8 protein-coding genes and 1 tRNA gene are annotated in these 11,912 nt (G+C 34.4%); 3 read left to right on the top strand and 6 right to left on the bottom strand.

The window, feature by feature from the left end; translation table 11 throughout:
- Positions 1–19 precede the first annotated feature (19 nt).
- Positions 20–526: a GNAT family N-acetyltransferase gene (locus V7719_RS10030; protein ID WP_335729768.1), complete on the bottom strand. Its 507-nt coding sequence runs from the start codon at positions 524–526 to the stop codon at positions 20–22.
- 60 nt (positions 527–586) lie between these two features.
- On the opposite strand from V7719_RS10030, the gene V7719_RS10025 reads away from it, so the two are divergent.
- Both V7719_RS10025 and V7719_RS10020 read left to right on the top strand, forming a co-directional pair.
- Positions 587–1,381, top strand: coding sequence for a universal stress protein (locus V7719_RS10025; RefSeq protein WP_335729767.1), 795 nt, complete (start codon positions 587–589; stop codon positions 1,379–1,381).
- Positions 1,382–1,388: 7 nt separating this feature from the next.
- Positions 1,389–1,462: transfer RNA gene (locus V7719_RS10020), tRNA-Ala, on the top strand.
- Positions 1,463–1,562: 100 nt separating this feature from the next.
- On the opposite strand, the gene V7719_RS10015 is transcribed toward V7719_RS10020, so the two are convergent.
- The 5 genes from V7719_RS10015 to V7719_RS09995 all read right to left on the bottom strand — a co-directional run bounded on the left by V7719_RS10015 (position 1,563) and on the right by V7719_RS09995 (position 11,096).
- On the bottom strand, positions 1,563–2,405 hold the full coding sequence (locus V7719_RS10015; protein ID WP_335729766.1) for an alpha/beta hydrolase family protein: 843 nt from the start codon (positions 2,403–2,405) through the stop codon (positions 1,563–1,565).
- Positions 2,405–5,167: a PD-(D/E)XK nuclease family protein gene (locus tag V7719_RS10010; RefSeq protein WP_335729765.1), complete on the bottom strand. Its 2,763-nt coding sequence runs from the start codon at positions 5,165–5,167 to the stop codon at positions 2,405–2,407. Before V7719_RS10010 ends, V7719_RS10015 begins: the two co-directional genes overlap by 1 nt.
- 67 nt (positions 5,168–5,234) lie before the next feature.
- On the bottom strand, positions 5,235–6,602 hold the full coding sequence (locus V7719_RS10005) for an OmpA family protein (RefSeq protein ID WP_335729764.1): 1,368 nt from the start codon (positions 6,600–6,602) through the stop codon (positions 5,235–5,237).
- Positions 6,603–6,727: 125 nt separating this feature from the next.
- On the bottom strand, positions 6,728–7,921 hold the full coding sequence (gene kbl, locus V7719_RS10000; RefSeq protein ID WP_335729763.1) for a glycine C-acetyltransferase: 1,194 nt from the start codon (positions 7,919–7,921) through the stop codon (positions 6,728–6,730).
- A 22-nt stretch (positions 7,922–7,943) separates the two neighbouring features.
- Positions 7,944–11,096, bottom strand: coding sequence for a UvrD-helicase domain-containing protein (locus V7719_RS09995; RefSeq protein WP_335729762.1), 3,153 nt, complete (start codon positions 11,094–11,096; stop codon positions 7,944–7,946).
- Between the two features lie 113 nt (positions 11,097–11,209).
- Here V7719_RS09995 and V7719_RS09990 point away from each other — a divergent pair, with 113 nt between their 5' ends.
- On the top strand, positions 11,210–11,818 hold the full coding sequence (locus V7719_RS09990; protein ID WP_335729761.1) for a superoxide dismutase: 609 nt from the start codon (positions 11,210–11,212) through the stop codon (positions 11,816–11,818).
- The last annotated feature ends 94 nt before the right edge of the window (positions 11,819–11,912 follow it).

Raw genomic sequence — 11,912 nt, 5'->3', positions numbered from 1 at the left:
AAGAAACCATTTGTATATGTTATTTTGATGGTATCAGTTCATAACAATGGAAAGGGTATTCACTTTGCTTCGGAAAATAAATATCACCCAATTGTCGATAGCCACGAAGTTCGTAAAACTTTTGGTTTCTTTTGTTCTGAGAGAAGGTGTCTAATCGTATAGAAGTATAGTTGTTTTCTATTGCAAATCTTTCGGCAAAATCCATAAGCTGTTGTGCATAGCCTTGTCCTTGATGCTCTGGGTGAATGGCTAAACGATGAATATAGACGTTGTTTTCATTAGATGTTAACCAGTCTATAGGAATGTATTCTTCATCCATTACTGTTGAAATGACAATACAGCCATTAATATGGTTTTCAGTTTCTAATACATAGAGTTCATTTCTCTGTACATCTTTTTCAAAAGCAGTAGCATTTGGATAGTGTTCATTCCATTGAAAAACTCCTTTGCTAATCATGTGTCTTGCACAAGCTTTGGTCATTTTTATGATGTCATCTATATCGTTTAGAATTGCTTTACGTATCATTCGCGCATATTAGTTACCTTTGGCAAGTATTTACACAAAGTTACTTTTAAATATTTGATTATGAAGTCTATTCTTGTTCCAGTTGGATCGTCAAAAAATGCTGAAAGCCATTTACAATATGCTGTAGATTTTGCACGAGCTTTTGGTGCTAAATTATACGTTGTTCAAGTCTACAATGTATATACTAAAGCTGGTACAATGATTAAGATAGATCATATTTTGGAGCGTGAGAGTTTAGCCTTTTTAAAAGGGCACGTATCTAAAATAGATAAGAAAGGTGTTGACATTATTATCAAAACGTTTAAAGGGAAACTTGTAGATACTATCGAATTGGCTTGTGAAGCCTTACACGTTGACCTCATTTTATTAGAGCCAAGAACGAACTCGATTAAGGATGAAGTATATCTAGGAAAGACTTCAGGGAAGATTGTAAAGCAAACAAATATTCCGGCATTGATCATTCCTGAAGGTTATGTTTACAGACCCATTGTAAAAATATTGGTAGCGGTTAAATCTGCTATTATCAAGAAGGACGATGCTTTAATTCCATTAAAGACGGTTAAAAACAAATTTAAATCGGTTGTGAATTTACTTTTGGTGAAAACACCATTTCACAATGAAGGTGATTTTGATGTTAATGATGATTTAGCAAGTTTAATCACTAACACTACAATTGCCGAAAATGCGACAACTCATCAAGGTGTTTTAGAACATTATAAAAATAATAACCCAGATTTATTATGTGTTGTACGACGTAAGCGTGGCTTTTTTGTTAAGAAATGGGAAAAGAATACGATCTTAAAGAAAGACTTCAGTAGCGCCTTACCAGTATTGGTTTTAGGCGGATTAAAATAATTTTTTCGGGGCATTAGCTCATTTGGCTAGAGCGCTACGCTGGCAGCGTAGAGGCGATCGGTTCGAATCCGATATGCTCCACATCAAACGGAAAAATACTGCATCATATTTGATGTTTGATTTTCTATTTGCAGAAGTAAATCATATTGTATCAGCGAAGCTAATCCGATATGATTTACTTCTATTCTTTTATAAAAGCAAGAGTTTTATTAACCACGATTTCCAAAGCTAGAGGTAGATGATTTTTATCCCATGGATGGCTTGCATCAAATACGTGATTAGAATTTTCAATAGCAATTAGTTTATTGTTAGGATTCCAAGCGTGTAAAGTTTCTGCTTCGTCAAATTTCACCGAAGGATCATCTTTAGCATGAATGATTAATACTGGAACATCAATTTTTTTTATTGCCGATTCTATATGTAGTCGTTTTTCGTTCGCATTAAAATCTTTGTAGAACTGAAAATTGTGAGGCATTTGCTGTTTTGTCCTGCCGTTTAGAACATATTTCACACCTTCTTTTCGCCATTGTTCTAACTCTCCACTTGTAGCAGTTCGTTTACCAAAATCACAGATGCTTGCCCAAGTAATTAACCTTTTTATGCGTTTATCTTCGGAAGTTTTTATGATTGAAATTCCGCCACCTCTTGAATGTCCGATGACTGTCACGTTGCTCGTGTCGATATTATTTATGTATTCAAATTCTTCAGATAAAAGAAGATTTAGTATGGTGTCTAGGTCGTCAAGTTCTTTAGAATAGTTGTTTTCTGCAAAGGCTTCTAAATCAGGGAAATCGATTGGATTATCAACCGTTCCACCATTATGTGAAAAGTTGAATTTCACGAAAAAGAAGTCTTCACGGCTAAAGGCATCGGCAACCAAATCCCAAGAACCCCAATCCTTAAAACCTTTATATCCATGACAAAAGACGACCAAAGGTTTTTGTTTTCTGTTGTTATTAAAAAAAGCGTCCCAAACAATGGGCTTTTTATTTGCTCGATATAGAATCTGGTTTTTTAGTGTCATTATACCTCTTTTTCGATGAAATCAATAGTTGGATTATAGAGTTCTGAAATTAATTTTTTAAGCTCAATTTCAAAAGCATTTAGCGTTTCCGTGGTAATAGAATAATCTTTAGATCTACTATTAGATGATGGTTTTGTGGCGAATCGTATGACTCCCGAATTCAATCTTTTGAACGAAATAATTCCAGCTTCTACAGGTAGGGATATGAGATTGCTTTTATGCATCATATATGCATACATCAACACTTGAAAACTCTTGCTGTACTTATCGTAGTCTGTTGTAATATCGGCCCAATCTACGATTTCTACTTTGCCAGACTCCACTCTGCCTGTTTTGTAATCTATAATTCGTGTCGTTCCATTATATTCGTCTACACGATCTACTTTTCCGGTAAGATTTACAGTTTTTGAAATATCTTCAACATGAAGTGACACGTAGTTTTTGGTTTCTATGGCTATAATTTTAATCGTATTTCCTTGTTTGATGTCCTCGATTTCAAGATTTAAAAAGTTTGAAATGTAGCGCTTTGCAATTTCAAATATGATGAGGTTTTTCCCGCTAGAGATATCACCTTCTTTAAATTCTTCCCTAAAATGATGAGAGACGACAGCATCAATTTTGGATGTCATGTTCTTGATGTGATTAACGTCAAGAAACTCACCTACAAATGGCTTATAAAAATCTTCGAGTGTGTTATGGATTATAGTTCCTAAGGTATTGAAAGCAACATTCTCTTCGACATCTTCGTACTGATCAATACCTAATATTTTTTCAAAATAGAAGTCAATAGGGTTTCTTATATAGTTAGTCAATGAAGAAGGGGAGAAGCCTTTTTTGGCAACACAATCTAGTGCATGGATGACTTCTGCTGTCTTTTTTATGTGTTGTAAAGTGTGTTCTACGGAGGGCACTCGCGACGAAAGTACATATGATTTAATGGGATGAATTCCTTCAACTTCCAATTGTGTTATAAACCTGCTTTTTTCACCTCCATTTAACACGTCTGGCTCTGTATTATAAAGAATGTACGCAGTTTTAGCACGTTGAAGCAAGTGATAGAAGTGATAGGTATATACAGCGTCTTTTTCTTTATAAGTGGGTAAATTATTTTCTAGTTTGACATCAAATGGAATAAACGAGCTGTTTGTTTTTCCTGTTGGTAATATGCCCTCGTTAACCGATGTTATTATGATGGTTTCAAAATCAAGTACACGGGATTCTAGCATACCCATAATTTGTAATCCCTTGAGTGGTTCTCCTTTGAAATCTAGAGTTTCACTTTTTATCAATTCTCTGTACAAACTAAAGAGTGTAGCAATGTTATTGATATGCGAGAACGAATTGTTTAAGGTTTCAAGCGTATTAAAAACCTGATTAAAACGATATAAGTATTCTAATGATAATAAGTTGTTTTGCTTATCGTCATCTAAATCCGATTTTAGTTTAGAAATAAGTTTAGAACAGTTTTGTATTGCCGTTTTGGGTTTATCGTGCCAAGACCCAAATAGGATGTCAATTGCATCTTTATGATGTGCTGTTATCTCTTTTAAGCTTTCTAGTGAGAGATACGTTTTATTGTTGGTTCTAATGTGTTTAATGATAGCTTCAGCATCATTGACTTCACCATTTTCAAAAAGAGATGTCACAAATTGATTTGACAATACATTAATGACATCTTTATAGTACAGGTTTTGGTTAGAAGACTTATGGATATTAAACAACGACTCAAAAAGCGATGCTAATGGAATGACTTTTAAAGGCAATCCCATTGTAATATTAATGGCATTGATGGATTTAGGAATGGAATTTAGTAATGGTAGCAATAGGGTTTCGTCACCCAATATAACTGCTGTATTTTGAAGATTTTGTTTTTCGCTATAAATTTGTTCTAAAAGTTCTCCAACATATTTTATCTGACTGATATTTTTTGGAGCTCCAATGACATGAATATCTTTTTCTTCGGAATAATTGTTTGTAACCCAATTGAAGTCGTGTTTATCGAAGTATTTCCAATTGGATTTGTGATGACGCATAAACAGTCCAGCATCATGAATGGGGTTGTCTATAAAGGCTTTATCTATATCCCAGTAAATACAAGCCAGCTCTTGTTGTAATAGCTCCTGTATAATCAGTTCTTCTGCTCTATTTAAAGCATTGAATCCAACAAATATGAATGTCTTATTTGCATTTACTGCAATGTATTGCTCAATGTTCTCTACAGCTTCTCTATAAACCAAACCTTGATAGCCTTTTTTCTTTGAGCTGAGTTGTGTTTGAAATTCATAATAATAGAATTTTAAGCGATTCCAAAACAGTAAATAGTTTTTAATATACTGGGTTGGCTCTTCGTCAAGTGACCAATGTTGATGTTCGATTTCTTTTATAGCGCTTAAGTAATCAAATACTTGGTTCTGCGGAATGAGATAGCGATCTATTTCATTAAAGTCTTGTAGTAGTAACTGAGCCCATTTTGAGAATTTATCAAAGGGTTCAATTTGATTCTTTGGTGTATGTTTAAGGTAAACGTCATAAAATTCGAAGAGTAATTCGGCATTGGTAGCATATTGAAAATCTGATAGTGTTTCAACAAACTCTTCGATGGAGAGGATTTCAGGAGAAAAGATGGTTTTATTGACGTGTTTTGGGATGGCGTGCTTTAAGAAAGTACCAGCACGTTTACTCGGTAACACAAAAGTCAATTGAGAAATGTCATAACCTTTTGCGATTAAATCTAAAATGACGTCGTCTATGAATGTTCTCATTCTATAAAAATAAAAAACGCTTCGGATATCCGAAGCGTTTTTTAGTATTAAATGTATTGTGTTATATTTAGTTCTTCCTTATATGCACTACTTCTACACGTCTGTTGTTAGCTCTTCCAGCTCTTGATTTGTTTGTGTCGATTGGGTTAGCTTCACCATAACCAGCAGAAGCTAATCTATCGGCATTAATTCCGTTAGCGATTAAGTAATCTCTAACAGTATTAGCTCTTCTTTCAGATAAAATTTGATTAGAAGATTCAGCACCAACACTATCAGTGTAACCATCAATAGAGAATTGAGCTCTTGGGTACTCTTTTAAGATAGCTGTGATATTTTGTAATACAGCTTCAGATTGATTCTTAATTGTTGCTTTACCTGTATCAAATAATATTGTTTTAGCGTAATCATTTAACGTTTTCATTACAGCAGGTGTAGGAACAACTTCTGGGCAACCATTGTTTGCAACAGTACCAGCTTCGTTAGGACATTTATCATCTTTGTCTAACACACCGTCACCATCAGTATCAGCCCAAGGGCATCCTTTGTTAGCAGAAGGTCCTTTTTCATTTGGACATTGATCATCTTTATCAGCAACACCATCGCTATCAGCATCTGGGCAACCGTTTAATGCTTTCAATCCAGCTACTGTTGGACAGTCGTCATCTTTATCAGCAACACCATCGCTATCTGAATCTGGACAACCATTAAACTCAGCTAAACCAGCTTCGTTAGGACAATCATCTTTAGAATCTTCGATACCATCGTTATCAGAATCTGGACATCCGTTGAATGCTTCTAAACCAGGAACATCTGGACAAGCATCATCTTTGTCATATATACCATCACCATCAGTATCTTTACCACCAAATCTCACGTTTAATCCAACCGAATGTTGCCAGTGTTTAGGTAAGTAATCTTCGAAAGCATGTTTGTATGAAGTTTGAAAGTTAAGACCAAAATTTTCATTAAACCATACGTCAAAACCTAGAGTACCATTTAAAGTACCAGCACCAATCTCATCAATCCAAGTGTAACCACCACCAACACCTAAATAAGGATCGATAGTTGAAGAATTAATTATATTAGCAAAGCTATATGAAATTGTACCATCGGCACTGTAATAAGATAAGTCATCAGCTCTTGAATCTCCTACTTTATCAATTTCGTTAAAAGCACCTGCTACCGATATAGTAAACCCATCACTTAAATATCTCGATACAGAAAACCTTGATAAAGAAGGTACGAAGTTGTAATGATCGTTAGCGTTTAAAAATTCATCAAAGTAATCACCTAATGGTGCATCTTCTCCAACTGGATAAAGGTCAACAGCATTTGTACCGATTCCAATTTTCCATGGGTTGTTTTCGTCTTGTGCGTTAGCATTGAAGCTGACTACGAGCACTATAGCGAAAAATAATCTGCTAAGATTTTTCATATTCTAAATAATTTAAATTTTAAGTGTTAATTAAAAGCAAAAGTAAGTTGTTAAATTTAGTTAACAAAGACAAATATATAAAAATATTGCTTATACCCATTAAAAATAGGGAGTTTGGACTGATTTTAAATAACCTCAAGTCTTTCTCCAACCTTAATAAAAGCAGCAATAGCTTTATCTAGGTGTGCTTTAGTATGAGCTGCAGAAAGTTGTACGCGTATTCTTGCTTTTTCTCTTGGTACCACTGGGAAAAAGAAGCCAATAACATAGATTCCTTCTTTTAAAAGCATTTTTGCCATAGTTTGCGATAGTTTTGCATCATAAAGCATAACAGGAACTATGGCTGAGTCTCCATCAATGATATCAAAACCAGCGTCTTTCATCCCTTTTTTGAAATAATTAGTATTGCTTTCCAGCGTGTCTCTTAAAGCGGTGTCATTCGCTAACATATCAAATACCTTTATTGATGCTCCAACTATAGCAGGAGCTAAAGAGTTTGAAAACAAATAAGGTCTTGAACGTTGACGAAGAATTTCAATGACTTCTTTTTTGGCAGTTGTGTAACCACCCATAGCGCCACCCATAGCCTTACCAAGCGTACCAGTTATAATGTCTATACGCCCTAAAACCCCTTTTTCTTCAAGGGTTCCTCGACCTGTTTCTCCAATAAAACCTGTAGCGTGACACTCATCAATCATTACTAGAGCATCATATTTATCAGCTAAGTCACAGATTTGATCTAAAGGCGCTACTAATCCGTCCATAGAAAACACACCATCTGTAACAATAATCTTGAATCTCGCGCCATTTTCATTAGCTGCTATTAGCTGCTGTTCTAAGTCTTGCATATTGCTATTCGCATAGCGATATCGAGCGGCTTTACAAAGACGTACACCATCAATAATAGATGCATGATTCAGAGAATCGGAAATTATAGCATCTTCTTTTCCTAGTAAAGGTTCAAAAACGCCACCATTAGCATCAAAAGCTGCAGCATATAATATGGTGTCTTCAGTGCCGTAGAAATCTGCAATTTTTTGTTCTAGTTCTTTATGAATATCTTGTGTTCCGCAGATGAAACGAACAGATGACATTCCAAAACCATGAGTGTCCATAGTGTCTTTTGCGGCTTGTATCACATCTGGATGAGATGATAACCCCAAGTAATTATTCGCACAAAAGTTTAAAACTGTTTCACCTGTACTCAGCGTAATTTCTGCGCCTTGAGGTGAAGTAATAATACGTTCTTCCTTAAAAAGACCATCATTTTTTATCGATTCAATTTCGTTTTGTAAGTGCTCTTGTATCTTTCCGTACATAATTGGTTTAATTTTTACAAATTTAGAATTCTTTTATTACAATATCATCATTAATATATATAAGAACTTTCTTTACGGTTTGATACCCCATATCTTCTAAAACATATTGATAATCGTAGAGCTGCTCTTTGTGTTTTGAGTTTTCTAACCCTGTTTTATAATCAATAATTATGGCTTGGTTGTTCGCGTTTATCACAACTCTGTCTGGTCGTAATAATTGACCTTCTTTTGAAATAATATCCTTTTCATTATAAATAGTCAATGTGCTATCAAAAAACGGACTTAATTGTTCATGGGTTACAATGCTATTGATTATAGGTTTGAGTTCTTTAAATTGTTCAGAATTTATGATTCCAGAATCTAGAAAATGATCTAAGGCAAAATCAATGTCATCTTTTGTTTTAATAAACGACATGACTTCATGTACCAAATTACCACGTTCAATTGCTTTTTCCTGTGCTGTATCCCAAAGATATCCTGAGCTTGTAACAATATTGAGATTGTGATCTTCTTTTTTGGTTGAAATAAATTGGTTTTGTTCAATGGTATTGGTCTCTTCTTCTCCGACTTCGGAAGGTTCTCCAATTGCTCCAAAACTGTACTCTGTTTGATTATCATTCCATTTACCAATCGATTTTAAGTAATTGATAAATAATCCTGAATAATGCGTCAGTCGTTCACTTTGAGTTTTCTTATCTGTATCGAATTCCGAAATCACATAGAGCTGTCCAACGGCTCTGGTCAATACAACATAAAGTAGATTGAGACTGTCCAATTCCAGTTGCGAACGATAGTCATTATATTTTTCGGCTCCTAGCGCATTAAATTCTTGTAAATCCTTATTCATATTAAGGTATAAATATGAAAAGCCATTAAATAGCTTTTCATCTACCGGAAACCAAACCTTCGGATTCATATCAAAATATATATCCTGATTCGCATATGGAAAAATAACTACCGGAAATTCTAAACCTTTAGATTTGTGAATGGTCATGATTTGAACGGCATCCTTTCCTGAAGGTGAAGCGATCGTAAGCTTGTCTTTTTTGCGTTCCCAATACTCTAGAAATCCAGAAAAACTAGCATTGTACTTTTGTGAATAATCAAAAACTTCATCCAAATAAAACTGGATGTATGCATTAGATGTTTCATTTAAATGAAACCCTCTTATGATACTTTCAAGCGCTTCATAAATGGGTAATTGTAAAAATTCTGAGAAGTCAAAATCAAAGCCGAATTCATTTAATTTTTTAAAAAAAGATGCAGAATTTAAATGAATCAAACCATCAAAAAATTCGTGTTTGTTACCCAACTGAAGTTTGTCCGCGATAAAACTTAAAAGCTGAGTTTTTATCTCATCGTTTTTTGGCTGTAGGCTCAAAGTGATAAGATTGTTTATAAACTGAACTTCGGTAGAATTGTTAATCAATAAACTTTCCGAAGAAATAATAGCAATACCCAAATCACTAAGATATTCGGCTATAGCAAAACCTTCTTTTTTTCGCCTTACTATAATGCAAATGTCTTTGAGCGAAAACCCATGACCTTGTACTTTTTTTATGGTATTAAAAACGGCCTCACAATGCAGTTCGTTTTTATCTTCAGTTTCGGTGTTTAAAAAGGAAAGCTCAACATAGCCTTCTTTGTCAATATGTGTATTCTGACTTGCATTATTATAGATGTGTTGATGTTGCTCATTAGAGAAAGCAAAGTCAGCAACATGATTAAAAAATTGATTATTGAATTCTATAATAGTTTTATGACTACGGAAATTGGTAGGTAGATTTTCAACGTTTATTTTTACATGAAATGGGTTGACTTTTTCCGAATACAAATCAATGAATTGTTCGGCTCGTCCACCTCTCCATCTATAAATGGCCTGCTTGGCATCGCCAACAATCATAGTGGTTCCAGTGTCTCCTTTTTCATTTTCGCCAACAATAGCATTGCTTACTAACGGAATCAAGTTTTCCCATTGCAGCTCTGAAGTATCTTGAAATTCATCAATAAAATAATGTTTGAATTTCTCGCCAATACGTTCGTAAATAAAAGGCGCAGGCTGTGCTTTTATCTCTGTGTTTATGATTGAATTAAATTCGGAAATCAACAATAAGTCATCTTCATCCTTAATGGTCTGAAGCGTTTGACTAATGGCAGTCAAGACTGATAAAGGCGTAATATTTTTTAAAGCGTTTTTTAGAAACTTAATCTTTAAAATAGCCGCTTTAGTATTAGAGAAGTCTTGAATTAATTGAGGTCTCAATGTCTCAATACTAGCGCCAATTTCTTGTGTTACGCGTTTGGGGTAAATTGGTGCTCCTTCTAAAAGGTCGTTTTGCCATTTTGGAGAAAAGGATACATTGAAATTTTCAGCAGACAACTTGATAAAGTACTTAGGGATAAAACTGCTGCTAAAATCGTTGTGCTCTAATTGAGATTCTTCAATCAAAGCCAAAACACCTTGAGCAACTTCAACAACTTGAGAAGATAATATCTTTAACTGCTTTTGCAAATTAATTTTAAGAGCTTTAAAATCGCTTAAAGTTTTATCTTTAAGTTGATTTAAATATGGAAGATCATTCTCTTTGACTAATAATTCGGCTATGGCATTAAAATCGTATGAGATGTCCCAACTTCTGTCATCATCTGTTTTTTCGATTGCAAAATCTACTAAAACCTTCGTGAGCTCTATATCGCTTCCTGCTTTATCAATAAGTTTATCTACTGCCTTTCCAAGCATCGTTGCGGTATCTAGTTCGACTTCAAAATTCACAGGCAACTTAAGATCGTAGGCAAAAGTTCTAATGAGTTTATGGTTGAATTTATCAATAGTTGAAATGTCAAAAGCAGCATAGTTATGTACAATGGTTAGCAAAATAGTTTTTGATCGCTGGTGTAATACTTTGGGTTCAATCTCAAGTTCTTCAACCAAACAGGTGAACATATTATTAGGTGTGTCGAGAATTTTTTCTTCGGAAAACGCCTTAAGCATGTCAATGACACGTTCTTTCATTTCACCAACCGCTTTATTGGTGAAGGTGAGCGCTAGAATATGCCTGAAAGCTAATTTGCTTTTCGAGTTAAATAAAATCTTGAGGTAATCTTTTACTAACGTAAAAGTTTTTCCACTTCCAGCCGAGGCATTGTAAATTGTAAAAGGTGATTGATTTTGCACGCTTAAAATTATAAAAACTATCTATGAGTTCATAGGTATTTAATATTTTTAATTGCGCTGTTTTATACGTAAATTTGGTATCATTATACATAAACAATAAAAAACTAAATATTATGGCTTTCGAACTACCGAAATTAAAATATGCATACGACGCATTAGAACCACATATTGATGCACGTACAATGGAAATACACCACTCTAAACATCATAATGGGTATACAACAAAACTAAATGCTGCTATTGAAGGTACAGATTTAGAAGGAAAATCTATCGAAGATATTTTAGGTAACCTTGATATGAATAATAAAGGTGTGCGAAATAATGGAGGTGGCTTTTATAACCATTCATTATTTTGGGAAGTAATGAATCCTGAAGACAAAGGTTATTTGTCTGGAGAATTAAAAGGTGCTATTGAAGCAGAATTTGGTTCTAAAGAAGGTTTTGTAGAAGCGTTTAGTAAAGCTGCAGCAACACAATTTGGTTCTGGTTGGGCTTGGTTATGTGTTCATAAAGGTGGAAAGGTAGAAGTGTGTTCTACGCCAAACCAAGATAATCCATTAATGCCTGGGGTGCCTTGTGGCGGAACTCCAATTATAGGTCTTGATGTTTGGGAACATGCTTACTATTTAAACTATCAAAATAGAAGACCAGATTATATCGATGCGTTCTTTAAAGTGATTAACTGGAATGAAGCTGAGCGACGTTACGCAGAAGCAAAATAATAAAGTCTATATAAAAATACAGAAAGCAAACTCATTTGGGTTTGCTTTTTTTATGTCTTGTAATGTCTTCGGAAATGGAAAGCGATTAATTTAG

The sequence above is a fragment of the Psychroserpens sp. genome (genome assembly GCF_036960315.1).
In the GTDB taxonomy this organism is placed as follows: Bacteria; Bacteroidota; Bacteroidia; order Flavobacteriales; family Flavobacteriaceae; genus Psychroserpens.
The sequence above is the reverse complement of the archived record's forward strand: the minus strand, read 5'-3'. Positions and strand labels throughout refer to the sequence as shown.

Coding starts and splice junctions, on each gene's coding strand:
- kbl (WP_335729763.1), bottom strand. CDS start 7,921: ATGTACGGAAAGATACAAGAGCACTTACAAAACGAAATTGAATCGATA.
- V7719_RS10025 (WP_335729767.1), top strand. CDS start 587: ATGAAGTCTATTCTTGTTCCAGTTGGATCGTCAAAAAATGCTGAAAGC.
- V7719_RS10005 (WP_335729764.1), bottom strand. CDS start 6,602: ATGAAAAATCTTAGCAGATTATTTTTCGCTATAGTGCTCGTAGTCAGC.
- V7719_RS10010 (WP_335729765.1), bottom strand. CDS start 5,167: ATGAGAACATTCATAGACGACGTCATTTTAGATTTAATCGCAAAAGGT.
- V7719_RS10015 (WP_335729766.1), bottom strand. CDS start 2,405: ATGACACTAAAAAACCAGATTCTATATCGAGCAAATAAAAAGCCCATT.
- V7719_RS10030 (WP_335729768.1), bottom strand. CDS start 526: ATGATACGTAAAGCAATTCTAAACGATATAGATGACATCATAAAAATG.
- V7719_RS09990 (WP_335729761.1), top strand. CDS start 11,210: ATGGCTTTCGAACTACCGAAATTAAAATATGCATACGACGCATTAGAA.